At 36.2% G+C, this 26,312-nt stretch carries 21 protein-coding genes and 1 riboswitch; of the genes, 9 read left to right on the forward strand and 12 right to left on the reverse strand.

Features of this window, described 5'->3' with window-relative positions; translation table 11 throughout:
- Window positions 1-107: 107 nt before the first annotated feature.
- Window positions 108-1,388 (reverse strand): aminotransferase class I/II-fold pyridoxal phosphate-dependent enzyme, encoded by a 1,281-nt coding sequence (locus MHI47_RS16180; protein WP_093538339.1) that lies wholly within the window; start codon window positions 1,386-1,388, stop codon window positions 108-110.
- A gap of 94 nt (window positions 1,389-1,482) precedes the next feature.
- Entirely contained in the window at window positions 1,483-2,238 is a 756-nt protein-coding gene (locus tag MHI47_RS16185) for an exodeoxyribonuclease III (RefSeq protein WP_340831480.1), read from the reverse strand.
- Window positions 2,239-2,506: 268 nt separating this feature from the next.
- Between MHI47_RS16185 and MHI47_RS16190 the strand changes: the two genes are divergently transcribed.
- Window positions 2,507-3,373, forward strand: a complete 867-nt coding sequence (locus MHI47_RS16190) for a DUF1206 domain-containing protein (RefSeq protein WP_340831481.1) — start codon at window positions 2,507-2,509, stop codon at window positions 3,371-3,373.
- Window positions 3,374-3,616: 243 nt separating this feature from the next.
- On the opposite strand, the gene MHI47_RS16195 is transcribed toward MHI47_RS16190, so the two are convergent.
- From MHI47_RS16195 to MHI47_RS16205, 3 genes are all read right to left on the reverse strand, one after another.
- Complete coding sequence (locus MHI47_RS16195; RefSeq protein ID WP_340831482.1) at window positions 3,617-4,558, reverse strand: ATP-grasp domain-containing protein; 942 nt, start codon at window positions 4,556-4,558, stop codon at window positions 3,617-3,619.
- 112 nt (window positions 4,559-4,670) lie between these two features.
- Window positions 4,671-6,266: a catalase gene (locus MHI47_RS16200; RefSeq protein WP_340831483.1), complete on the reverse strand. Its 1,596-nt coding sequence runs from the start codon at window positions 6,264-6,266 to the stop codon at window positions 4,671-4,673.
- Between the two features lie 77 nt (window positions 6,267-6,343).
- The gene (locus tag MHI47_RS16205) at window positions 6,344-6,940 is read right to left on the reverse strand and encodes a hypothetical protein (protein WP_340831484.1); all 597 of its coding nucleotides are present in this window, start codon (window positions 6,938-6,940) and stop codon (window positions 6,344-6,346) included.
- 383 nt (window positions 6,941-7,323) lie between these two features.
- On the opposite strand from MHI47_RS16205, the gene MHI47_RS16210 reads away from it, so the two are divergent.
- The 4 genes from MHI47_RS16210 (at window position 7,324) to tatA (ending at window position 10,402) form a co-directional block, all read left to right on the forward strand.
- Window positions 7,324-7,581 (forward strand): hypothetical protein, encoded by a 258-nt coding sequence (locus tag MHI47_RS16210; protein WP_340770289.1) that lies wholly within the window; start codon window positions 7,324-7,326, stop codon window positions 7,579-7,581.
- 29 nt (window positions 7,582-7,610) lie between these two features.
- The gene (locus MHI47_RS16215) at window positions 7,611-8,363 is read left to right on the forward strand and encodes a gluconate 2-dehydrogenase subunit 3 family protein (protein WP_340831485.1); all 753 of its coding nucleotides are present in this window, start codon (window positions 7,611-7,613) and stop codon (window positions 8,361-8,363) included.
- 26 nt (window positions 8,364-8,389) lie between these two features.
- A complete protein-coding gene (locus tag MHI47_RS16220; RefSeq protein WP_340770293.1) occupies window positions 8,390-10,114 on the forward strand; it encodes a GMC family oxidoreductase in 1,725 nt (574 codons plus the stop codon).
- A gap of 81 nt (window positions 10,115-10,195) precedes the next feature.
- Window positions 10,196-10,402, forward strand: a complete 207-nt coding sequence (gene tatA, locus MHI47_RS16225; RefSeq protein WP_093538330.1) for a twin-arginine translocase TatA/TatE family subunit — start codon at window positions 10,196-10,198, stop codon at window positions 10,400-10,402.
- Window positions 10,403-10,449: 47 nt separating this feature from the next.
- Here tatA and MHI47_RS16230 read toward each other — a convergent pair whose 3' ends face one another.
- Window positions 10,450-11,055: a TetR/AcrR family transcriptional regulator gene (locus MHI47_RS16230; protein WP_340831486.1), complete on the reverse strand. Its 606-nt coding sequence runs from the start codon at window positions 11,053-11,055 to the stop codon at window positions 10,450-10,452.
- A 117-nt stretch (window positions 11,056-11,172) separates the two neighbouring features.
- Here MHI47_RS16230 and MHI47_RS16235 point away from each other — a divergent pair, with 117 nt between their 5' ends.
- The gene (locus MHI47_RS16235; protein ID WP_340831487.1) at window positions 11,173-11,928 is read left to right on the forward strand and encodes a DUF817 domain-containing protein; all 756 of its coding nucleotides are present in this window, start codon (window positions 11,173-11,175) and stop codon (window positions 11,926-11,928) included.
- Between the two features lie 168 nt (window positions 11,929-12,096).
- Here the strand turns inward: MHI47_RS16235 and metH are convergent, their stop codons facing one another.
- From metH to MHI47_RS16255, 4 genes are all read right to left on the reverse strand, one after another.
- Window positions 12,097-15,534, reverse strand: a complete 3,438-nt coding sequence (metH, locus tag MHI47_RS16240; RefSeq protein ID WP_340831488.1) for a methionine synthase — start codon at window positions 15,532-15,534, stop codon at window positions 12,097-12,099.
- Window positions 15,515-17,374, reverse strand: a complete 1,860-nt coding sequence (locus tag MHI47_RS16245; protein WP_340831489.1) for a bifunctional homocysteine S-methyltransferase/methylenetetrahydrofolate reductase — start codon at window positions 17,372-17,374, stop codon at window positions 15,515-15,517. The genes metH and MHI47_RS16245 overlap by 20 nt, the downstream gene beginning before the upstream one ends.
- A gap of 71 nt (window positions 17,375-17,445) precedes the next feature.
- Window positions 17,446-17,555, reverse strand: a riboswitch (SAM riboswitch).
- A 240-nt stretch (window positions 17,556-17,795) separates the two neighbouring features.
- The gene (locus MHI47_RS16250; RefSeq protein ID WP_340831490.1) at window positions 17,796-18,746 is read right to left on the reverse strand and encodes a nuclease-related domain-containing protein; all 951 of its coding nucleotides are present in this window, start codon (window positions 18,744-18,746) and stop codon (window positions 17,796-17,798) included.
- 117 nt (window positions 18,747-18,863) lie between these two features.
- Window positions 18,864-20,255, reverse strand: coding sequence for a protoporphyrinogen oxidase (locus MHI47_RS16255; RefSeq protein ID WP_340832084.1), 1,392 nt, complete (start codon window positions 20,253-20,255; stop codon window positions 18,864-18,866).
- Between the two features lie 381 nt (window positions 20,256-20,636).
- Here MHI47_RS16255 and MHI47_RS16260 point away from each other — a divergent pair, with 381 nt between their 5' ends.
- From MHI47_RS16260 to MHI47_RS16270, 3 genes are read left to right on the forward strand one after another with little or no spacing between them, the layout of a single operon-like run.
- Window positions 20,637-21,977 carry a tyrosine-type recombinase/integrase gene (locus MHI47_RS16260; protein ID WP_340831491.1) on the forward strand — a complete coding sequence of 447 codons (1,341 nt, stop codon included), beginning with the start codon at window positions 20,637-20,639 and terminating at the stop codon, window positions 21,975-21,977.
- Between the two features lie 2 nt (window positions 21,978-21,979).
- Complete coding sequence (locus tag MHI47_RS16265; protein ID WP_340831492.1) at window positions 21,980-24,121, forward strand: site-specific integrase; 2,142 nt, start codon at window positions 21,980-21,982, stop codon at window positions 24,119-24,121.
- Entirely contained in the window at window positions 24,087-24,560 is a 474-nt protein-coding gene (locus MHI47_RS16270) for a hypothetical protein (protein ID WP_340831493.1), read from the forward strand. The genes MHI47_RS16265 and MHI47_RS16270 overlap by 35 nt, the downstream gene beginning before the upstream one ends.
- 76 nt (window positions 24,561-24,636) lie before the next feature.
- Here the strand turns inward: MHI47_RS16270 and MHI47_RS16275 are convergent, their stop codons facing one another.
- The gene (locus tag MHI47_RS16275) at window positions 24,637-25,428 is read right to left on the reverse strand and encodes a hypothetical protein (RefSeq protein ID WP_340831495.1); all 792 of its coding nucleotides are present in this window, start codon (window positions 25,426-25,428) and stop codon (window positions 24,637-24,639) included.
- A gap of 186 nt (window positions 25,429-25,614) precedes the next feature.
- Window positions 25,615-26,199 carry a hypothetical protein gene (locus tag MHI47_RS16280; protein WP_340831496.1) on the reverse strand — a complete coding sequence of 195 codons (585 nt, stop codon included), beginning with the start codon at window positions 26,197-26,199 and terminating at the stop codon, window positions 25,615-25,617.
- Between the last annotated feature and the right edge of the window lie 113 nt (window positions 26,200-26,312).

Below are 26,312 nucleotides of genomic sequence, written 5' to 3' on the forward strand. Positions count from 1 at the left end.
ATATTTTATGTTTCGAAATTGATAGAAATGCGGTTTCTTCGATAGTCGAATCAAATAAAAAAACTGTTCAAGAGTTTAGACTCCTGAACAGTTTTTTTAATACCTTCTTATTTAGTTAAGTCTTTACAACCTTCATAGATTAGATCAAACAACTCTTGAATGTCATTCTCTTCTACACAGGAGAATGCAACGCGGATGTCTGTTTTGTTGCTTGCGATTACTCCTACACCGTAATGATCAAGTAAATGTAGTCTTAAAGTTTCTGCATCCACTGCGTTTAACTTCAAGCACATGAAGTAACCCGAGTTGAATGGATAATAGGTCCAATATGGAGCGAATTTTTCATCCGCTAGGACTTGCTTTGTTTTTACTGCTCTACCTTGCATAATTTGGAACTTTTCTTCTTTTTCTTGTAAAAACTCTTCAGATTGAAGAGATTCCAACAGAATTGTCTGAGAAATATGAGATCCACTTGAAACCGTACCGCGAATTATTCCCTTCGTCTTCTGTTCTAGAGCATCTAATGTATCAGGACTCGCCGCATATGTGATAAATCCAACACGGAATCCCCAAACGTAGTTTTCTTTTGTCGCACCATCAATTTTGACTGGCAAAATGTTTTCATGACTGTCCGCTAATAAACCGAACAACGATTCTTTAATAGAATCCTCATAAAATAACCCGAAGTATGCATCATCTAGTAAAACTACTAATTTCAAACCACCTTCAGCAGCATCCTTCAATACTTGAACGATTGCTTCTGCCTCTTTAACAGAAGGCGTAAAGCCCGTAGGATTGTTAGGGAAGTTTAACAAGACGATTGCTTTTTCTGTTTGTTTAGCAAGTGTGTCACGGAACGCTTCCACATGGAAACTACCAGCCTCATTGAAAAGAGGGAAAGTCTCTACCCGTCCACCTCTTCTTACTTGGAACACTGTGTTATAGTTCCCCCAATATTGTTGCGGTGTTACTAATACGTCTCCAGCATCCATGAACAAGTCTGCTGCAATACTTAAGCCATGAGTTAGTGCACTAGTTACTATCGGTGTACCAATTGATTTACCATTCATCGATGGGTTGTCTACTAACAGCTTTTCCTTCCATACTAAACGTAAAGCTTCCTTCCCCTGAGGAGGAGCATATGGATAGATATCATTTGGTTTATAATCTAATTTCTTTTGTATATGGTTGAAATGCATCGGTTCCCCATTTTCCGTTGCGATTCCAATAGTAGCATTAAAACGATGTGCTTTTTTCCCTGCTTCTGCACTTTGACTTAAAATACCTTTTGGATAGTACAAGTTTTTACCTAAATCGGACAACATATTATAGACTGCTGGGTTTTCTTTTTGCATTTTTTCATTTAATTGCGTTGCTAAAGCATTCATCTATTGGTACCTCCATAATATCTGATTTACAAATATTGTACTCTATTTAACTAAAGTATTATACCCTTACGTGAAATATATCATTCTAACCTTGTCACTGCACTAATTCTAAAATAACAGGACAATGATCACTTCCGAGTACCTGTGAATCTATAGAAGCATCCTTCAAAAAAGGGACTAGTTTTTCAGAAGCTATAAAATAATCTATTCTCCATCCAATATTTCGCTCTCGCACCTGACTCATATAGGACCACCAACTATAGGCATCTTCTTTTTCTGGATAAAAGTAACGAAATGTATCTACAAATCCTGCTGCAAGTAAATCGGTCATTTTGCCACGCTCTTGTTCCGTAAACCCTGAGTTACCTCTATTAGATTTAGCGTTTTTCAAATCTATTTCGCTATGAGCCACGTTTAAGTCCCCACACATAATTACAGGCTTTATAGCATTAAGTGTTATTAAGTAAGTACGCATTTCATCTTCCCATTCCAGTCGATATGGAAGTCTTGTTAGATCTCGTTTAGCATTCGGAGTGTATACATTCACCAAGTAAAATTGATCATACTCCAGCGTAATAATTCTACCTTCGTCCTCTGAAACCTTATCACCAACACCATATTTAACAGATAACGGTTTTACCTTCGTAAAAATTGCTGTACCAGAATAGCCCTTTTTCAAGGCATAGTTCCAATACTGTTCATAGCCGTGTAAGGGTAGCTCAATTTGGCCAGCTTGCAGCTTTGTTTCTTGCAAACAAAAAATATCAGCGTTTACTTCATTAAAATATTCGAGAAATCCTTTTTTCGCGCAGGCTCTTATGCCATTCACATTCCATGAAACCAACTTCATTTTATATCCTCCAAGATAGAAACTTATGTAACTAGTTTTATGTTAATCATAACAAAGTGTTGTCTCTTTTAAAAACAATGAGTAGGCAGACAAGTAATGGGAATTTTATAATTCCAGAGTTATGCTGATTAATATAGATCAATCCTCTTTTGGTTAAGAATTCTGTCATTCTAGCAGCTAGCATATATTGGTCGCTAGATTGGGTTTCTATTTAGTGAGAAAAAGGGTACTTTATAAATAAGAGAATAGTAGAGGAAGTGTCGAATACATGGATGTATCATTAAAATCATCCGGGGCAAAACATAAAATGAGCGAAGCGAAACCTTGGGTTCGTCGCTTTGGTCGTTTTGGTTATATGACTATAGGTATTGTGTATGGAATGATCGGCATTCTAGCAGCTTTAGCAGCATTCGGACCCCGAGGAGAGATGACCGGAACGTCTGGTGTACTGCAATCAATCTCTGAAATACCATTCGGGGAAATTGCCTTATGGATTATTGGAATAGGTTTATTCGGTTATATCCTATGGGTTTTTATATTAGCAATTAAAGATCCTAATAATGTAGGAACTGATGTACAAGGTCTAATAAAAAGAGCCGGTTATTTCATTAGTGGAGTCATTTATGCAAATTTATCATATGGAGCTATAAAACTAGCAAGCCATACGGGAAATGCTGGTAATAGTGAATCTGAGAAAAACGTTTCCATTAAGTTACTGGAACAACCATTTGGTATATGGTTAGTTGGAATAGTTGGTGCAATAATTATTGGATGTGGCGTTTTCGAACTTTATAGTGGTATTAAAGAGAAATTCATGTCTGAATTCAAAACCTATGAAATGAATGGTATGGAACGAAATATTGCTAGAATAACAGGGAAAATTGGTCTTATTTCAAGAGGGACTGTTATAAGTATGATCGGATTTTTCTTTATTCGCACGGCATATACAAATAACTCCGAAGAATCTAAAGGGTTTGGGGGTGCTTTGACAGAATTAGCAAACCAGCCCTTCGGAAAGTTTTTGCTAGCTATGGTAGCAATTGGACTAATCTTATATGGCCTCCACCAAATCATACTCGGACGCTATCAGCGCATGAACTTTGGTTATGAGAAATCTAACTTTAAAAAACGTTAAACATTTTCGAAGTACGCTATCCCTCATCCCTTATAAATGGCTATCAGATTGATATATAATCTGATAGCCATTTTAGATTTCATCTATCTCCTTCAATAAAGACTGACTTACTCTTTACTTTTTGGTCATCTTCAGTAACACAAATATGGCGATAGCTAATGCAAATAGCCCAAACAAAATAACTAATGAAATAGCCCCAAACAATACTAAGCTCATAAAAACCCTCCTTTGGTGCTAACTCTATTAAGCATGGACTTTAGACTTTTCTAGGGCAGTCCCTAAAAACTTAGCAAGCTCCAGCATCCCATATTTCTCTGCCTTAGCCTCTGCATACGCATTGTAGTTCGTATTTGTGTTTACGTCATACGTGTACACTTCCCCGTTTGCATCACGAATAAATTCAATACCGGCTACATCAATTTTGTTTGCTTGCAAGAATGCTTCATATCGCTCGACCCAAGATACATCAATATCTTCTTTAACTTCAAACTTCATAGCTGGCTCTTCTCCCACTGGACAGAATGCATCTCCAATTTGACAAGAATCTGCCGGACAAAGCTCGAATCCTTCTGAAGTATCTACTCTTACTGCATATAAATACTTACCACCGATGAACTCCGCTCTCGTAATATAAGCATCGGGTGATTGGATGTATTGTTGGATGAGCGTAATACCATCTACAGGATCTTCAAATGCAGGGCCATTCACATAAGTTTCCAATGCCTCTATTGTTTGAAATAATTGTACTCCTAATCCTTTACCAGCACGATTATGCTTTGTGATAAATGGCGTCTTCCCTAGCTTTTTAGCAGCTAAAATAATTTGCTCACTACCAACAGCCGCAATCGTTTTTGGCGTGTTGATGCCACTTGCTTGCAAAGCAGTATACTGATTGATCTTACTTAGTTCTAAACTTAACGCTTTCGTTCCATTAAATACTGTTCTTCCATGAAGCTCAAGCCAAGACAGCACTCCACCAGCTAATTCAGGTGCATATCTATGTCCCCTAGTATGGGAAGAAGCACTCATTCGGTTATAAAACACCCCTTCTGGAGGTGCTGTTGTTAAATCTACAATTCCCTGGTTTAGATGCCATAATTCATACGGTAAATTTAATTCTTCTAATCGTTTTGTTAAATGAACCGTCCACTCATCATTTTCATGAATTATATATATTTTAGACATAATCATCCACTCCTCTACTTCTATTCCTATCAAACTACTATGTATTAGTATATACCAATAAAGTTGGAGACAACAGCAGAAAACCCTGCTCTTGGAGAGCAGGGTTTTCCAGTTAATATGGATCCGCTTCATGACTTTTATCAATTGCTTGTTCTGGTGCTTTATCTCCGTCTTTATTTCCCAACGGTTTTTGAGAGGAACCATTACTTTTAGCTTGAGCAAGTCCTTCTCTTAAATGACGCCCATAGTCTTCATCTGCTTCCTCCGCTAAAGCAATCATCTTTTCTTGAATTCGTGGGTCACAGACAGACAGGTCATTTACTAAATTCGAGATGAGCTCCGTTTTTTCCCATTGCTCAAATTGTCGATAGGTTTCTCCTGCTTGCTTTGTGTTATTTTGACGGTCAATGGACTCGCGCACTAAGTTTCCTTTAATCATTGGAGTGTACTCTTTACCAGTTTGTGTTGCTTCCTTTAAGCCATCTAGTATAGAAGGTTCATAGTTGATATGTGGATTTTGGAACGGACCTCTATCTAACTTGTACGCCATTTGGCCACCGCTTTGATTGGTTGCAACACGTTTTTTAGGTGCATTGATCGGAAGCTGTAAATAGTTTGCTCCAACACGGTGACGTTGTGTATCGGAATATGAAAATGTACGGCCTTGTAGCATTTTATCGTCCGAAAAGTCCAATCCATCTACGAGTACACCGGTACCAAACGCTGCCTGTTCCACCTCTGTAAAATAATCCACTGGGTTTCGATCTAACACCATTTTTCCAACAGCCTTCCAGGGGAATAAGTCTTCAGGCCACAGCTTTGTATCATCTAACGGATCAAAGTCTAACTCTGGATGATCATCATCACTCATCGTTTGGACTAGTAACTCCCATTCAGGGAAATCGCCTTTTTCAATTGCATCATATAAATCCTGCGTTGCATGATTAAAGTTTTTTGCCTGTATTTCCTCTGCTTCCTTTTGAGTTAAGTTACGAATGCCTTGCTTCGGCTCCCAGTGATATTTTACAAGGACTGCTTTACCTTCGTTGTTTACCCATTTATACGTATTTACACCTGACCCTTGCATCATTCGGTAATTTGCCGGAATGCCCCATGGAGAATAGATGAAAGTCACCATATGAAATGACTCAGGGGAACTCGCACAAAAATCAAAAAAACGTTCCGAATCTTGAATATTAGTTACCGGATCTGGCTTAAACGCATGAATCATGTCCGGGAACTTTATCGCATCACGGATAAAGAATATTTTTAAGTTATTCCCTACTAAATCCCAGTTTCCATCCTCTGTATAAAACTTCACTGCAAACCCACGTGGATCACGTAGCGTTTCAGGAGAATGCCCTCCATGAATAACGGATGAAAATCGAACAAAAACAGGAGTTTTCTTTCCTTTTCCCTGAAATACTTTAGCACGAGTATATTTAGAAACTGCCTCGTCTCCCACAGCACCATAAGCTTCGAAATAACCATGCGCTCCGGCACCTCTTGCATGAACTACCCGCTCTGGTATACGTTCCCTGTCAAAGTGACTTATTTTCTCAATGAAATCATAGTTTTCTAACGTTGCTGGTCCTCTGTTTCCAACAGTCCTCATATTCTGATTATTCGTTACCGGATGCCCCTGCCTATTCGTAAGAGTATCCTCATTTTCCACATTTGTAGTGTTATTAGTTTGTTCTTCCTTCACTGTTCATCCTCCTAAACACAAGATAGAATTTACATTCCTCTCTATACTGTCCAGAACAATGAGTAAATATTCCAGTATTACATAAAGCTTGCTATAGAAAGTGCATACTTTCTCCAAACCGATACGTGAATCGGTTTCTCTACTTTCCTTTTTCCACTTACATACGTTTGTAAATCTCCTTTAAATGTTAAGGATAATGCTGAAAGTTGTTCGAAATGATATGGCTGCGTTAAAGGAGGTGCAACCCGGAACTGCGAGGACGGACATTCTTTCATAATTGTAGCGACAAACTGAGAACAAAAGAATGCATTCTCACGTTCTTTTTCAATATTTATCGCAACATACACTAAGCCGAGTAAATTATATTTGTATAATTGCTGTTGTTGTTCCATTTGAGTAATTATACTTTTCATCCGTAAATATTCAGAATCCGTCACCCCACACTCATAAATGGCACAAGTAGCTCTTTGAAGCATTCCCTCAATCGGGTTTTCTTTTATAAACCCTCCATTAAAAGGGTTATGATGACTTTTTCTACCAAAGCTATACATCTCATTTAGTTCCTCATCAAAAGCAATAGAGGCATGGTTCAACTCTTTTTTTGTATACATGCCAATCGCTTTTGAAAAAAGTGTCCCAGTATTACTAAGAATGATATAAACCTTTTTCCCCATTTTTTCCACCTCGTTCAGAAGAGGTATTTTTCCTCTAATCTATTATCCTAATCATCCTCTATTTTTTAATAATTCCAAACGTACTAAAGGTGGAAAGTGACTAAGCCCTAAGCCGTAGATGGTTGATACAATTATATTTTCCAGCCCGAATATAAAGAATAAAAAGCAATATTGAATGCATACATTTTTTCTACAATTATTATACGTTGAATATTCACAATACACTTTTCTATTAAACACTCTATATACATATGTCTAGTTGTTAGTCATATAGCCATGTATTAGTGATTGTGCCCATATTACAAACTTGTTACAATTTCATTGCTTGTTATAACTATAAAAAAATATTATTCCAAAAAGATAGAATTTAAAGGAGAGATAATGTGACTCAATATAATTTAGAAGAGTTGAAACTATTAAATCAGTTTTTGTTTGCCCTATTTATCGTTGCTGATTTTGCACTTTTTCTTCATTTCACTAATAATATTTTTCCCTGGTTCTCATTAATTGGCGCAGCTATTGGATTGTCCATTATTGTTGCTTGTTGGACCGGAAAAAAATACACACTTTTCATCGCCGCATTATTAGTAAGCACTGCCTTATTTTCAATCGTTTATAATTGGCAAACTATTGTACATTAATACATTTTTCATAAATGGAGGGTTTGAATATGTCAGAACAAGAAAAAAAGAGTCCTATTTTAGATAAGCGTTCATCTAGACGTACATTCATCAAAAATTCTGGTTTAACAGTTGGTGGACTTGTTTTAGGTGGAGCAATCGGTAGCTTAGTTGGTGGCAAAACTGAAACAACTACTCATACAGCTACTGGCGGAAGTACTCATACGGCTATCGATTACAGTGATACTCGTCAGTTTTTCGTAAGACAAAAAGATTTTGATGCACTTAGTACAGCAGCGGAACTAATTTATCCAGAAGATGAGCATGGTCCAGGCGCTATTACACTCGGCGCTCCTTACTTTATAGACAAACAATTAGCTAGCCCTTGGGGTATTAATACGGATGATTATAGAAAAGGTCCTTTCCAACCAGGCGAAGTCCCTCTAGATAAAGCAGAAATTATGCTGCAAGGTGTTCGTAAAATAAATGAAGTTGCAGAGAAAGAGCATGATGGAACGGTCTTCAAAGATTTATCGGAAGAGCAACAAATTACTATCCTTAGTACTTTTGAAGCTGGAGAAGTAAAGATGGATTTAGTAAATTCTGCAGCATTTTTTGGTTTACTAAGAACACTTACATTACAAGGTTGTTTCTCAGACCCACTTTATGGTGGCAATAAAAACATGGCTGGCTGGAAAATGAAAGAATTCCCTGGAGCTCAAATGTCGTATGCTTCCTATTTAGATGAAGAGGAATTTGTATTAATAGATCCTATTAGTTTAGGCGGACACAAACATTCATAAGGTAAAACAACAAGAGGAGGATTATTATGGTTACAAAATTACCAAAAGTTGATGTTGTAACAACTGGTATGGGCTGGACAGGCGGTATTGTTGCTGCTGAACTGACAAAAGCTGGCTATCATGTGGTTGGATTAGAACGTGGAGTAGAAAGATCCATCGAAGATTATTTACATGGTCATGATGAATTAAAATATAATATTCATAAAGAATTAATGCAAAAGTTAACAAAAGATACTATTACATTCCGTAATACATTAAACGATACTGCCAAACCAGTACGTGATGAAGGTGCATTAGTAGTAGGAACTGGTACTGGCGGCGGCGGTGCTCACTGGGGTGGCCAAACGTATCGCTATTTCCCATATGATTTTGAAATTCGTAGTAAAACGATTGAAAAATATGGTGAAGGTAAAATTCCGGCTGATGTTACTATTCAAGACTGGGGTATTACGTACGATGAAATCGAACCATATTACTCCAAGTTTGAACAAATGGCTGGTATATCAGGGGAACCCGATCCTTTAGCAGGACATCGTTCGATCGATTACCCAACACCACCACTAAAAAAATTACCACAAATGAAAATGTTTCATGAAGCAGCAGAGAAACTTGGATATCATCCATTCGTAGTTCCAACTGCAAATGTGTCAGAAACATATACGAATCCAGATGGAGAAACATTAAATGCATGTCAGTACTGTGCATTTTGTGGGAACTATGGCTGTGAGTACGGAGCAAAAGCAGACCCAATCGTAACAGTAATACCAACTGCTAAGAAAACAGGTAATTTTGAACTTCGAACAAATTCTATCGTAACGCGTGTATTATATGATGGAACAAAAGCGACTGGTGTTTTATATAAAGATACAAGAACTGGTGAGGAGTTCGAACAACCTGCCGATCTTGTTGTTTTAACAAGCTATATCTTTAATAATGTTCGCTTACTATTGTTATCTGGTATTGGAAAACCGTATAATCCTAAAACTGGCGAAGGAATTATCGGTAAAAACTACACAGATCACCATACGATTACTGGAGCTATTGGTTATTTTGAAGAGAAAAAATTCAATAGTTACATCGGAACAGGTTCTTTAGGATCGGCTTTCAATGACTTTAATGCGGATAACTTTGACCATGCAAATCTGGATTTCATCCATGGCGGGCAGATTGAATTGCATTTATTTGGTAATGAACCTATTTCTAATAATCCTGCACCATTTGGTACGCCGACTTGGGGTAAAGAATTTAAGAAAAACTCTTTACACTATTTCTACCGTAACCTAAGTGTAGTTTCACAAAGAGCTATATTGCCTCATAAAGATCATTATCTAGACTTAGATCCAACATATACAGATGATTACGGTGATCCGTTAATTCGTGTAACATTCGATTATACTGAGATGGACCATAAACGTAATGAATTTTTAGTTGAAAAAATTAATGAAGTAGTAAAAGAAATGGGAGCAGACATTATCGATACAATTCCAATGGCTGAGCATTTTGGTGGAAGATTTACTTTCCAACATGATGGTGGCGGTGTAATCATGGGTGATAGCCCTGAAAACTCTGCAGTAAATAATTACATGCAAATGTGGGATGTAGATAATTTATTCGTTTGTGGAGCTTCGGCATTCCCTCACTTTGGTCCAACGAATCCAACTCCAACTGTTGGTGCATTGGCTTACCGAGCAACTGAAGGTATGATTGAGTACTTAAAAAACGGCGGCGGACCATTAGTTCCTAAAAAATAATACAGTAGCAAGTGTAGAACCATCATTTTCTTTCAAAATGTGTTATATTAATAACGATTCTTTATAGAAGGAGGAGATTCTATGCCAAACATAGGGATACCCGGTTTAATACTTGTACTAATTATTGCTTTGATCATCTTTGGTCCATCTAAATTACCTCAACTAGGCAAAGCTGTTGGACAAACGTTAAAAGAATTCAAAACCTCGACTCGAGATATTATAAATGATGAAGAAAAAGATGATAAGAAAGTCGAAGCATCTGAAGTAAATTTAGATAAAAAATTATAATTTTGGTTGGTCCTGACATCTGTCAAGACCAGCTTTTTTTATTAGAATTAGCTTTTCTTTTTGAAATGAAATGAGCTATTATTGGTTTTAAATATTTCTAATAAATTATCTGCAATTTGCTCTGGTGTTTGTTTACACCCACCATGTATCCATTCAAGAATTACCCCATAAGAACCATACATTTTATATGTATTATAATGCTCTAGCTCAATACTTTCATTCGCTGCATCTAAATATACGATTCCCTCAAATACTTCCTTAAATTTCAAAAAGAATTTATCATTCATCCTAGGAATGGAATCTTCTAATGTTAATAAACTATAAAAATCTCTATTATCATAAAAGTGTTTAAAAAAAGCATTGGATGAAGGTAATATATGATTATAATCAACAACATTTGTTTCTAGAAATGGCTTATGAAATGCTAATTTTAATTCTCCTAATACTTCTGCTAGTAATTCTTCTGCTAAGTCCTCTTTATCTTTAAAGTGTAAATAAAAGGTGCTTCTATTATAGTCTGCCTTTTCCACTATATCTGTGACCGTAACGTTTTTGTATCCTTTGCTCTTCACTAGCTGGATAAAATGCATCTTCAAGAGATTTTTTGTTCTCCGAATTCTTCTATCCCCCATCGAATAACTTTCGGAATTCATGAGCAATTCCCCCTTGTCTTTTTAAATATAGACAAAATTATACATGAATAATCATCCTTGAACCAATCTGTTTTAAGTTCGTCCATATTCCTATAGCCATTTAAAAGGAGTATGGGAATGCGAAATCTTCTACTATTTACTTATTTACAGGCACTTTCTTGTATATTTCCTGTAATCATCTTTTCAGCCTTAGCTCTTTCTAAGTTTGTCAGTATCCCACTTATCCCTAGATATGATCTGATCCTACTCCTTTGTATAGCGGGGCAAGTATTTATGCTCATTTCCAAATTAGAGACTTGGGATGAATTTAAGGTAATTTGTTTGTTTCATATTATTGGTCTCGGTTTAGAATTATATAAAGTACATATGGGTTCTTGGTCGTACCCCGAGGACGCCTTTAGTAAGGTAGGTGGCGTACCTTTGTATAGCGGATTTATGTATGCGAGTGTTGCGAGCTATATTTGTCAAAGTTGGCGTAGGATGAATCTCCATATGTACAATTGGCCGAAACCCTTTTGGGCGGTAGGAATTAGTGTTCTTATCTACTTCAATTTCTTTACCCACCATTTCAGCTATGATATTCGTTGGATTCTTAAATGCTTATTGTTAATCATCTTTTTCCGCACAGTAGTGACTTTTGAGTTAAGAGAAAAAGTGTTTAAAATGCCTATGATTCTTGCATTTTTACTAATTGGCTTTTTTATTTGGATCGCTGAGAATATCGTTACCTTCTTAGGTGCGTGGCAGTATCCTAACCAAGCGGAGACCTGGTCGCTCGTGCATATCGGCAAAATTAGCTCGTGGTTTTTACTTGTGATTATAAGCGTTATTATCGTTGCACAACTGAAGCGAGTGAAGAGCCGTTCCTTATAAATGTGTGAGGATTGATCGATTATCGGTCGCTATCGATCGATATTCTTACTCGGTGGATCGATTATGGAGCATCATCGATCGATTCGACAGATATTAAGTGTTTTTTGACCGATTATCCATTTTCTATATATAAAAAACACTGCCAAGTTAGTTGGCAGTGTTTAATCTTTAGTCAACGACAAAATATCTTGCATCTGGATGTGCAAAAACGATTGCAGATACAGACGCTTCTGGTTCCATCATGAACTCTTCAGTAAGTTCTACTCCAATGACTTCAGGTTTTATCAAGCTAAACAGTTTTGCTTGGTCATCTAAATTGGGACAAGCTGGATAGCCGAAAGAGAATCGCTGCCCTTGGTATTTTGCTGCAAAACGGTCACGCATGGTGAAGTCCGTTGCATCTGGGAATCCCCATTGGTCTCGGATTTCTTGGTGAATGCGTTCGGCAAATCCTTCTGCAAGTTCTAAGGCTGTTGCTTGTAATGCATGGCTTTCTAAAAACTTGCCTTGGTTTTTCAGTTTAGCGGCTTCCCCACGAACTCCATGCCCTGCCGTTACTAACATTAGTGCTACATAATCCATTTCTCCACTGTCTACAGATTTTAAATAATCTGCTAAACACAGGAATGGCACGATGGATTGACGTGGGAATGTAAAGCGCTCGATTTCTGTTTTACAGTCGAAAGGGTCATAAATAATGACATCATTACCATCCGCCTGAGCAGGGAAAAATTGATATACCCCTTGCGGCTTCAATATATCAGATTGCAAATATCCCGTGACTAATTCATGTAATTCTGTAGCGCGCCCGTCATTTTCTGCTAAAAGTTTTTCACTATACCCTTTTAATCCTAAATGATGGCCTATTAATGTTCGCATATTTACATATGGGTGCAAATGTGCAACTAAATAATCCTTTAATACATGTTTACGAACATCCTTTGGTCTATATACCTGAACATCCTCACTTACGGTCTTAATTGGTTTTTCTAAAACAGCTACCGCTTGTTTGGCCGAGCGATTAGCTTCCGCAATTTTTCGTTTTTCCTGTTGAACACTAAGTTCTACTAATAGAATCTCTTTATCTTCTTTATTTTGTAATCGATTGGCTAAGTCCAGACCCTGCATGGCATCTTTCGCGTATAGAACAGGCCCATCATATTGAGCGGAAATTTTTGTCTCAGTAAAACGACGAGAAAGTGCTGCTCCACCTACTAATATTGGCACATCAATACCTGCTTCTTTAAAGTCTTGAGCAGTGATGACCATTTGCTGCGCAGATTTTACAAGTAGCCCTGAAAGCCCGATCATATCAGGCTTTTCTTTCCGGATTACCTCTATTAAAGTGGCTGGAGTTACTTTAATCCCAACATCGATTACTTTATATCCGTTATTACTCAATATAATATCAACTAAGTTTTTACCTATATCATGCACATCGCCTTTTACAGTCGCAAGGACGATTTTCCCTTTACCAGAGTCATCCTCTTTTTTCTCCATGAACTGCTCCAAATATGCAACAGAAGCCTTCATCACTCCCGCACTTTGAAGAACCTCTGCAACTATTAACTGATTGTCATTAAACAGTCGTCCTACCTCAGCCATGCCCTTCATTAATGGACCATTAATAACATCTAGTGGTGCATCATACATTTGAAGTGCCGCTTCTAAATCCGGGATAAGTCCTTCCTTCGTACCTTCAATAACATAATAGGCAAGACGTTCTGGTACCGTTTTGGGTATATCATCTTCAGTCTTTTCTTTCTTTTTATCTCGGTAAAAATCGGTGAAATCAGCAAGTGTTTTGTCAGTCGTCGTAAACAAAAGCTCATTGGCCATATCGATTTCTTGTTTAGGAATAGACGCATATCTCTCCAGTTTCTCGGTATTTACAATCGCGTAGTCCAAACCAGCCTGCGTGCAATGATATAAATAGACTGCATTCAATACTTCTCGACCAACGGGTGGAAGACCAAATGAGACATTACTTACTCCTAAAATAGTTAGTGCTCTTGGCAGTTTTTCTTTAATGAGGCGAATCCCTTCAATCGTTTCTACTGCTGACCCAATATATTGTTGGTCACCTGTTCCGACTGGGAATACGAGTGGATCAAAGATAATATCCTCTGGCGCAAGCCCCCATTTATTAACTAATAAATCATAAGAACGTTCTGCGATTTCTAACTTTCGCTGTCTTGTAACCGCCATTCCTATCTCATCAATTGTGCCAACTACAACTGCCGCACCGTATTTCTTCACTAAAGGCATTACAGCTTCAAACCGCTCTTCTCCATCTTCTAAATTAATAGAGTTGATAATTGTTTTTCCTTGGGAATATTTCAGTGCAACTTCAATTACTTTTTCATCAGTCGAATCAATAACAAGTGGCACTTTAACTTTTTTCACTACCTCTTTCATAAAGTTAGTCATGTCCTCTAGTTCATCGCGGTCCGGATTTGCTAGGCAAATATCGATAACATGAGCTCCACCTTTTACCTGTGCCCGAGCAATTTCAGAGGCTTCCTCAAATTTTTCATCTACGATTAAACGTTTAAATTTTCGAGAGCCAATTACATTTGTTCGTTCCCCTATAAAGAGTGGGCGCATCGTTTCGTCGTATTGAAGAGGCTCAATCCCTGATACTACATGCCCATGACCTGCTTCTACGGGTTTACGTGGTGAAAGATCCTTTACCGCTTCTCGTACTGCTCGAATATGAGCTGGAGTAGTTCCACAACATCCACCAACAACATTCAACCACCCTTTTTCTGCAAAGCCTCTCAGCTTTTTAGAAAGTGATTCAGGAGATTCGTGATAATGCCCTTCCTCATCTGGTAAGCCAGCATTAGGATAGCAGCTAACATATCCATCTGATAGCTCAGATAACGAACGGATATGATCGGTCATAAATTCTGGTCCGGTAGCACAATTCAATCCAACGGAAAGTGGCTTTATATGCTCGATGGAAATATAGAATGCTTCAATACTCTGCCCTGCAAGTGTCGTTCCCATCGGTTCAATCGTTCCAGAAATCATAATAGGTAGTTCTATCTTTAGCTCAGTAAAAGCCTGTTGGATACCAATTGTTGCAGCCTTCACATTCAGCATATCTTGGCTCGTTTCTAGTAAAATAACGTCTACTCCACCTTCTACTAAAGCTTTTGCCTGTACATAAAAGTCGTTTGTAAGTTCGTCAAACGTAATACCACCAGTAACCGATAGTGTTTTAGTAGTTGGCCCTATTGCCCCAGCTACAAATCGTGGCCAGTCAGATGTAGAAAATTCATCTGCACATGTTTTAGCAAGCTGGGCTGCTCGAAAGTTTATATCATGTGCCTGAGCACCAAGATCATATTCATTTAACACGACTGGGGTTCCACCAAATGTATTCGTACAAATAATATCAGCCCCAGCAGCTAAATATTCACGATGAACATGTTCAATAACATCTGGTTTGACGATATTTAAATACTCATTACAACCGTCGTATTCTTCCCCTCCGAAGTCTTCAGGGCTAAGATCTGCATTTTGTATCATCGTTCCCATTGCACCATCAATAATTAGTATTCTTTGTTGGAGCTGCTGCTCAATTAGATGTTTGGACATAGCTGAATCCTCTCTCTTTCTCCCGGTCAGTCTCTTGAATATAATGAATTAATTCTAAAGACATATCGTAACGGAAAAATGGTGTAATAATATAAATTCCGTTAAATAATTCCGCTGCGGTATCGATTAATTCCTTCGATATTTGAATACCTTCTGCAGTAGCTCGCTCTCTATCTTCTCCACATAAGCGCATACGCTCTAGCACCTCTTCAGACAATTTTATGCCTGGGACTTCATTGTGAAGGAATTCAGAATTTCGACTATTGGTTAGTGGCATAATTCCGATGAAAATAGGGGTTGATAAATGCTTGGTCGCTTCGTAAATCTCATGGATTTTTTCTTTAGAATAGACAGGCTGTGTGATGAAATAATCCGCCCCACACTCAATTTTCTTCTCGAGTCGCTTCACTGCACGGTCCAGCACACGAACATTCGGATTAAAAGCAGCTGCTACAGAGAAGTTAGCCTTTTTCCGTAGCGACTTTCCTGAGAAAGAAATACCTTCGTTTAATTGTTTGATCAGTTGAATCAGTTCTAAGCTTGATACATCATAAACACTTGTCGCTCCAGGGAAATCCCCAATTTTAGTTGGGTCTCCAGTAACTGCAAGAATGTCATGGATTCCGAGCGCATCCAGTCCCATCAAATGAGATTGAAGACCAATTAAATTACGGTCACGGCACGTAATATGAGCAAGTGGTCTAATATTTTTTTGGTGTTTTAACATCGAACCCATCGCCATATTACTAACTCGTGGAGAAGCCAATGAATTATCCGCCATTGTCACCGCGTCAATTCCAGTTGCATATAGCTTTTCTGCACCTTCCATGAATGTAGTCGTATCGAGATGACGGGGAGTGTCTAATTCAACAATTATGGTCCTTTCTGTTTTCGCTTTTTCATGTAGAGCTTGGGTATTAGTTGGCTTAGCATCTTGAATAATAATAGGCTTTCTTGTCTCTACTACTTTATTGGTAATAGGGGTTAAATGCCCAATATGTCTTTTCACTGCTTCAATATGCTTTGGTGTCGTTCCACAGCAACCACCTATTAAGCGTACTCCTGCATCTCTCAAATATAATGCAGCTTTACCAAAGTACTCAGCATCGGATTCGTAAACTATACGTCCTTCATCTATATCCAGTAAGCTCGCATTTGGATAAGCAGATAAGAATGCCTTTTCTGGCAGCTTTACTCCTTCAAATGCTTGAATTGTATGATGTGGACCTAGTCGACAGTTGACTCCTACAATGTTGGCTCCAATTGTTTCAAGCTCATGCAGCGCATCATTTAGAGGTAAGCCATTTTGCAAAATACCCGGATCATGCATAGATACTTGAGCTATTATCGGAATATCGGTTAGTGTACGAAGATAAGTCACAGTAGTCTTTAGCTCTTCGAAATCATAATAGGTTTCAAGTAATAGACCATCTGGATCTCCCGCCAACAATTGGATTGCTTGTTGGTCGAGTGAATGAATAATTTCTTGGAGTGTAGCATCACTTTTTCGAATTCCTCGAATCCCCCCAATAGTCCCGAGGACGAATTGGTTTCCAGATGCGGCAGCTCTTTTCGCAATTTGAATGGCAGCTTCATTTATTTCTTTCACTTGATTTTCTAGTCCATAGCGAGCAAGCTTAATAGCATTTGCTCCGTATGTATTCGTTTGAATAATATCTGCTCCGGCCGCAATATAATCCTGATGGATTTTCTCTATAATTTCCGGTTTTTGAATATTTAACTCTTCATTACAATAGTCAATTCCATAAGAGTACAGTAGTGTCCCCATTGCCCCGTCTGCTGTCAGCATAGACGTCTGTAACTTCTCCAATAAACTCATCGTGCATTCATCCTCCCATATAAAAAAGCCTTCTATGAAAAGAAGGCTTTACTAGTATGCAAGATACCACCTTCTCATCTTTCAAACTTTTGCAAAGTCTGCTGGATTTAGCACCTGACCAAATGAATGGCTGGTTGCTGAAGCGTCGTAGGGCCAGTCCCTCGGCTTCTCTTGATAAGAATTTCACTATTCAGTTTTCTAATTAGACATATCGTACCTTTATTCAACTAAAGCGTCAAGGTATATTTTGAACTTTCTATATACTCCGCTTTTGAAGTTGGATCGTCCTCATCGATCGATTTATCGTGATGATTGATGAATTATGGACGACGATGGAGCGATTTTTAGTGGTGGTCGATCGATTTTCGATGTGTATCGATCGATTATTCCTATCGATCGATCGATTCTCCAATAATACGCTTCACCACTTCCATTTATACTCTATTTTACTCTGGGATGTACCAGTTCGAATTAAATCCATAGATTGGAGAAGTCTAGATGCTACATGATGAGAATTTATATGAAGGAATTTTCGACACTGCCGATTATTAATCGTATCCCCGATCAAAACAAACCACTCTCGAATGGCTTTCTCATGAACAAGCCTATCTACATGACCACAACGTATACAGTTCCAGCCATTCTTCCTTTTTACCATCCCAAACATTTCACATTTTTCACAGCACACTCCAGTTTGTAAATCATTTGGGTTAATACCCCAGCGATTACACATCGGGTATGGGAAGTATGTTTTGTGACTCTTTAAAATTTCTGTACTCAATTTATGCAGCTCTTTTCTAGATATATATCTTCTTTCTCGAGGAATATTTCTTAGATAGATAGGAATTGTTTGATGGAGAATAGCGTTGTATTTTGTGGGGGGCTCAATAACTCGAACTTTGGAATTTGTTAATACAATTACTCCAAAAACAGGAATCGTCACACCATGTTGTTTTAACCATTCGTCGAGTAAAAAAATATTCCTTTCAATCTGAACCTCTGGACTTTCAAATACGTCCACTTTACCTTCTTCATTTTCTCTTTCTAATTGAGAGGGGTTTTGCTTAAAGCTCAACTTCCCACCTATATTCTTACTCTCCAAAATCACCGCAAAATACTGCGTGAAAAAGACTGTATCAATCTGGAACTTTCCATATGATTCTAAACTCACATCGTGCAATACCACATATTCAAAAGGAAATGAATACTTACTAAACACTCCGTCTACTCTAACTTCTCCATGAATACCAGCCAATGCCATATGCATTTTGGAATGAATCAATTCCTTCATTTCATGTGACTCATGTAATCGTCGATTCAATAACTGAAGACCTATATAGCTATATTCCTCCGTACGTGTTTTTACTATCAACCAACCACCTCCACCCGCATCGTAGCACAATAAAAGAAATTGTAAATTCTACTAAAAATGCAACTATTCCCTTTTCCCCATAAAAAAAAGACCAAAAGTGAATTTTGGTCCCGTAATTTACTGTACTATTGAATTTATGATTTTTTCTGCAGTTTCTCTGCCATTCTTAATACAAGCCGCAATCCCAACTCCGTAATAAGAACAGCCAGCTAACAAGACATTTGGCATGTCATTTGCCATTTTAGCTGTTAATGATTGAATCGCATCTCCATGCGCTAAATGATAGTTCGGCATTTGCTCGTTCCATTTTGTTACTTCTATGACTTCAGGTTTGCCTGTTAATTTCAAGCTCATTTCAATATCTTGAAGCGCCACTTCCACTAGCTCGTCTTCACTCATGTTCTTCATACTCTCAAAAGCCGGGTTCGAACTCTTATAAAACATACGAACTAATAACTGATTATTTTTTGATGTGTGCGTCCATTTCCGACTTGTCCACGTACATGCATTACATCTCACATCACTATTTTCAGAAACGATAAAACCAGTTCCCTCCGCTGGGAGCTGCTCGTCTGGAATATCAAAACCAAGATATACACTAATAAGGGAGGAATTTTTCAATTTGTTAAAGTCCGTATCCAACTCTTCATCCTGAAGAATTACTTGCGCCACGTTATGAGGAGTTGCTAGCACTACACTGTCCGCTTCAATCGTTTCTCCGTTAGTCAATAAAATCGAATAATAATCATCTTTCTTCTCTACTTTCTTCGTTGCCACACCTTTAATAATTGTTGATTGGCTTAGCACTTCCTCTAAGCGATCGATAAGTGTAGAAAGTCCGTTTTGAAAGGAAATAAACTTCTTATTTGCTGAGGCCTGGAATTGCGCTTTGTTTTCTTCTAACCCTTTCATTATACTGCCGTATTTGTTTTTATAATCGATTAAGTATGGCAATGTTGAAGCGATAGAAAGCTTATTTAGATCCCCCGAGTATACGCCAGATAACACAGGAACAATTTGTTTTTCCACTAATTCTTTCCCTAAGAAATATTCTAAAAATGATCCGACAGAACTTTCTTTTGTGAAAGTTTCATTTGGTATTTCTAAATCCTTTAACGCTTCTTTTTTCCCTAATTCGGATACTAGCGTACTGCTATTTAACGACTCGATACTTGCAGGGATACCGAAAACACTATCTGCAGGAATCGCATGGAGCTCATTATTTGTGTAAATATATGAAATGCCTGTTGAGTTGTACACTTTTTCATCTTCTAGTTGAAGCTCTTCAATTAGCTGAATGATGGATTCATTTCTTGCAACGATTGAATCTGCCCCAACCTCCATGATAAAGTCATTCTCCAGTACGGTATGGATTTTACCACCTAAATACTCATTTGCTTCAACTAACACTAACTCTATATCTAATGACTTTTCTTTTTTGAGTTTCTGCAAATAATGCATCGTTGAAAGGCCTGTAATGCCTCCGCCTATAACTACTATTCTTTTCAACATAACCACTCCTTATTTCACTTCATATAACTAGTATAAGCGTTTTTAAAATTATCGGATATGATTTACCTCACTACGAGAAGGTAAATTATGAACAAATAGAGAAAAACTAATTCTAAAGAAACAATCTCCATTAGTAAAAGCCTTGTTACTCTGTAAGATTAAGTACAAGTAATTGTGCTTAATGTCATATTCAATAGTGTTTCTTTTATAATGTTACACATTAAATAAAAATGCACATTACTAAATTCAAATTTTAGTGATGTGCTTTTTATTCTCATTAACTTTCTCATGTACATTTGTTAAAAGGTTAAACACTTTACAATAACTAAGTAAAATATTAACATGAGAACATTAGTTCTTATTAAAGGGGGGTAATAATTGTATTGGTTTGAGTATTGTCCAAAGCATATTGAAAGTAAATACCAGTTACTTGTATTTAAAGATAACCAGCCCTTTATTCCTTTGACAGATTATTATCATGATTGTTTGGGGAGAATTGATAAAAGCTCTGCAATATCATATTTGAATTGTCTACTTCCATTTTTTAGATGGTTAGAGAAAGAAAGTAATTATCAAGGAAACAAAGTGCAATGGAACGATTCGGAAGAGAAAATACGTGTTGTGGTTGAAGATTATTTGATGCATGAAATGAAGTGTAAGATTCGCGATAAAGACACCTTTCGTTTTGTAAATTTAACTAATAAAAGTCCTAACACAATAAGTCAATTTTTATCGGCATTAAAATCATTTTACAAGTCCATGCTACGGTTAAAACAGTATCACTATAGTAATCCATTAATAGATGGTCAGGCTATCCTACACAGCTACAAAGAGGAGATAAATGGTGTTAGAGAAGATAAGCCGAGAATGCCTTCAATTGCAGGTACAGAAGAAGCTATTCCTCATCGAAGATTAACGGATTCCTATTTTAAAATCATCAATGAAGAGTGGCAACCACAAATTATTGATGATACAGATCTACCGTATCAAGTATATCAAGCTGGTAAAAAAGCAAGTTGGTCGCTTCGTGAGATGGTCATAGCTCGTATGTTATTTGAAACGGGTGCAAGGACATCAGAAATTATTGAATTAACAATTGGGGATTACCGCAAACGTAAAAGTCATCAAGAATTTATAACCTTCAATAAAGGGAGTCATGGTAGAAAAATAAAGTTTATACGTGTTAGCAAAGATACGGTGAAAAGATTGTTTCACTATATAGATACTGAAAGAAAATCCCTTGATGAAAATCATTTAAATTTTGAACAATTACCTGATGATGCCCCTATTTTTTTATCAGCAAATAGAACACCTCTTACTTATCACGCTTGGTACTACCACTGGAATCGAGCAATGAAGATAAATGAACTAAGTTTAAATCCACATAAAGCCAGACATTGGTTCGTTACTTCTCGATTAAGAGAAATTTATAACATTGCAAAAAACGAAACAGAAATACATCAACGGAAAAATGAGTTGATTAAATATATGAAGTGGAAAAATCCAGATATGATGTCTGTGTATGAGCATCATTTTGATGAAACGAAACATCGAGAAGCACATGAAAGAATGTTGGGACAAATGCAGCAAAACGAAAAGGACTATGTTAAGCAACTGCAATCTTCTAGAAAATCAAAACAAAAGTTAAGAGTCGTTAAATCATCAGTTATCGAAAACTATGATGAAGATTTGAAAGAATTGTTAGAAGGGTTGGAATAAATTTGACTGGAACAACGCAGTTGAGACCAAAAACAGAATTTTACGATAAAATGCTGGAACAAATGGATACTCGATTAATGTGTCTACAAAATCACAGAGGCGAATTTATAATTGATAAATTGGATGAACGGTTGCTTAAATATCTATATGATAACTGCTTAAATTTTGATTGGAAAAATCAACTATTGCTTATAGCATTAATCGAAGTATCTAGGAATAATGACTATTCAACTACTGCGAGTACATTCTATACCCTTCATCCAAGATTCAAAGATATTTTTGGGCAATGTAACATTACTTCATTTTCAGATTTCGAGCCGGATGTTCATTTAAATAAATATTTACAAGGTAATATTTGTGTCAATTCTTCTAACGGTATGAAAAGTAATTTACTAAACACCTATAAATCATCTGAATACCATACTAATAAATGGATTAATAATAACCTTCCTTCATTTGAACAAGAATATTGTCGGAAATTTATAATTCCACCCTTTTTGAGTGATAGTAGGGATTTTTCCTTTACTAAATTAGCATTGGAACAGGGACGAAACACTCGCAAAGATGAAACAGATGCTATTGTGCCACACCTTTCAAAAATACGTGCAGAAGCAAATCTACGATGCATTCAAATGAAGAGGCTAAGAGACGCATTTCAGAAACAAATAAGGATTATAGAAGCCGATTCAATGTTATTACCGATTGAATTTTCTTATAACGAACCAAAACGCATTGGTGAAATATTTCATTTTCGTTTGTGGGATAAACCTTCCTTTGTACTGAATCATCAAAAGGATTTTTCCGATGTTATTATAAAGCAAGCAAAACAAAAAAAATCAACTTACTCTGATGAAAATAATGCTTATTTCCTTGAGTTTATTCGTGCTGAATCTATAGATAGTGAGTCGGAACCAGAGGGTCTTTGGTTTAATGAATTAATTGAGCAGAATGTTTTAGGTTATTGGTCAAAAAACAGACCAGTTGAAGAACATGAGAAGATTTTAAAATTCTTGTCTTTATGGGGATACAAAGCTGAAAAAGAGCAAAAGTCCGTTCCATTTTTTTCACAGCATAAGGGAATAATAACATCTTCAAACTTTATCGCTTTACATAAGGATAAAGCAGAAGGCTTACTAATAGATGTAGAGCCATTTTATGCAGCTTGTACATTTGGTCTATTAGCCATCGACATTTTAACAACAACAGGTGCAAGAAAGAACGAGTTACTTCAAATTAGTAATACAAAAGAATGTATTCAGGTAAAGAAAATTAATAACAAGCTGCATTATTCCTATAAAGCTATTCCTAAAGGAAGAGATTCATTAGAAGAATTTTATTTAAGCAAACAAACGATGGAGCATATTCAAATGGTATCAAGGATGTTAAAAACACATTATGGTAGTGATAAAATTCCAAGTGTCCTTTACAGAGAGGACAGAAAGCATATATTCACTAAAACTATGCCTTATTATTTTCAATATGCAGGTAAAGCATTAAAAAGTGATGCTTTACACAGTTCCATTCGATTTTTACTTCATGGATTATTATTTGAGATGCAAGATGGAAAAGCTGTAACTATAAAAACACACCTATTACGTCATGCATTTGCGACAGAAGCTGTTCAACGTCAAAAAATGCCGATTGATATTGTCGCAAAAATGTTGCATCAAAAGGATTTTAACGTAACAGAGTATTATTCATCTCCTACACCTACCCAAATCGCAGAATCAGTAAGTGAGTTACATGATGTTATTTCAAGTTATGTGGACATTGATGATGTGTATATAAGAAGTCCACAAGAATTACAAAAAGAATTCGATGTCTACGCAGAAAAAGTTGGCGTATTTAATAAGGTGTTGGGTGGTACTTGTGTTACTGACTATGTTTGTCCTGTTAAAATGCAATGTTTAGGTTGCAAAGCAAAAATACCCGATCCAGACCAAGAGAATGAATTATTAGAAGTCATTCAATTATCAAAAGATATGGAACAACGATTTAAAGATATGGGATTGGATGTCGAAGCTCGGAAAGCGATAGAAATGGCAAAGCAAGCTAAGATTGAATTGAAAGAAATTGATTTAATTAAGCAATATAGAGAGGAACGTAGCTATGAACCAATCACCAAAAGGAATCCATTTAGATAATCATCAGTGGCTTGATAAAGTACATCAGCAACGTAAGAAACGTTCTGTTTCTATTGGCATACAAACCATTGATTTTCTTGTAGCTCAAGATATTCCAGTAACATATCACAACATTAGTGAACATTCAAAAGCATTTGATGATAAAGAGAAAGGTATTCACATAAATACTATTAAACGAAATGAAGAACTATATGAGTATTACAAAAAGCATAGTAGAACTTATAAAGTAAAGAATGCTCGTAAAAAGCCAGAGAAGCCTACTACATTTGATGAATCAACTTTAAGAAGGATTTCCCCTAACCGGGACTCAGATAACGCTAGAAAGAAATATATGCAGCTTTCTAAGGCTGAATTAGTTAACCGTTTAATTGAAGTAGAACAATATGTTGCAGAGAATCAACGACGTTGGGTTAGTAATCAATTTGAACAGTTTAAATAAAAATAAGGGGGACTGTTCTTACTTAGCCCCTCTTTCTTCCATTTGAAAGCTTTTCAAATTTCTCCTTCAAATCCTATTATTTTTTATATAAATCTTTGTTTGGAGGAGTGCTATTAAAGATTATTTTACCTTTTGTATCTTCGCCAAGTACCATAACCGTTTTTCCAAAATCATCTTGTATAAAGTTAATACCAGTTATTTCTTCTCCATTTTTAGACGTATAAAAAACAGCTTCCTTAAATAATAGTTTCTTATAAGAAAGTAATCTGAATTCTATCATTTTTCTTTCTAGTAATTCATCAACAATTCTATTGGCATCATTATATACTACTCGGAAATTATCATCATAAAGCAAATACATTCTATCCATTAATTTATACTCCCCATTAATCACCAAATAGTAATCATCAGTAAAGATCAATGTGATTTGATATTGTTGAGAAGAAAAGTCTTTAAAAAAGTTTACACCTACTTGCATAGTCAATTTAGGTTGATTTTTATCAAAAGTATGTGCTTTTGCTAGATTTAAATCATTATGTGCGAAAGATAAATTTTCAAGAGTACAGTCAAATGCTTGATTATTATGATGTTCCACTATAAAACCCTTTTCTTTAGTTTCTAGAAATTCTTTTAATCCATACCAATGAGCCATTACCGATTGATGTAATGTAGAATGCTCTACGAATTCTTTATTGCTCGTTTTTATATAAGTTTTTTCTCCATTTAAAAATTTCTTTGTACTTACTGTCCAAGATACCATAGAAATCCAATTCCAAAAATCTGTTTCAAATGTGGTATAACCTAAAAAACCATGTTCTTCATTTTTAAAATAAATTTTATCTTTATCATAACTTAATGATAATTTCATTTTATAACTCCTCTCTTTGTAATTCTTATTTTATCAAAAAAGCAAGTACAGGGTAAAAGTTGTTATAATAAATGCTATGTTAAAGGTAAAGGTTGATTTAAAAATGCATATAAAAAATGAGCTGGAAAATATATCTCCAAGCTCATTTTATTTTGATATCGTTTTTTACTAAAGCACGACGTTAGCTTAATAAAAATAACTCTGTAATTTGGGAACCAACTTTTTATAATCGACAATAAAATCTCTTATTGCAAGCACAGCAAAATAAGAAGAGACACCTGTTTTTGCTAACAGACATTCTTCATAAACCAAGCTAATATTCAATGTTTTTTGAGGTTCTATCTCACTTTTCATTAGGGATATCGCCAATTGATTATATATTTCTTGTATATTATTATCGATAGACCTTTCTACCGATAACTGCCCTGCAATGCTTTCCCACCATACTTGAAAAGACTTGTAGATTTCAGCATATTTCTTTAAGTTTTCTAAATCAATCACGAATAATCTTTGATAAAATAAATCTTTTTCTTCATAAAATATTCTCATGTCGTTACTTTGGGGTTTAGATATGCTTATCCTTTCTGCAATTTCATCCCATAAATCCTTATAATTTAATTCAAACTCTTCATTAAAAGCTATTTTTGATGGGAAAAACGGGTATTTGCATTCTTTTTCACTCTGATTTTGATTAAGATAAATATTTTGTATGTATATCAAAAAATTCAAATTATAAGATGCACTTATTGTTATTAATAGTGAATTTCCCAATTCTTTTCCTCCATTCTTAAAATAATAATAATCGGTCTTCTTAAACTAACCTGCTGCGTTAGTTCAATAAGAAAAAGCTCCCCTTACAGGCAGCCACTTGTTTTAACTAAATC

It is taken from the genome of Psychrobacillus sp. FSL H8-0487 (assembly GCF_038008385.1).
GTDB classification, from domain to species: domain Bacteria; phylum Bacillota; class Bacilli; order Bacillales_A; family Planococcaceae; genus Psychrobacillus; species Psychrobacillus psychrotolerans.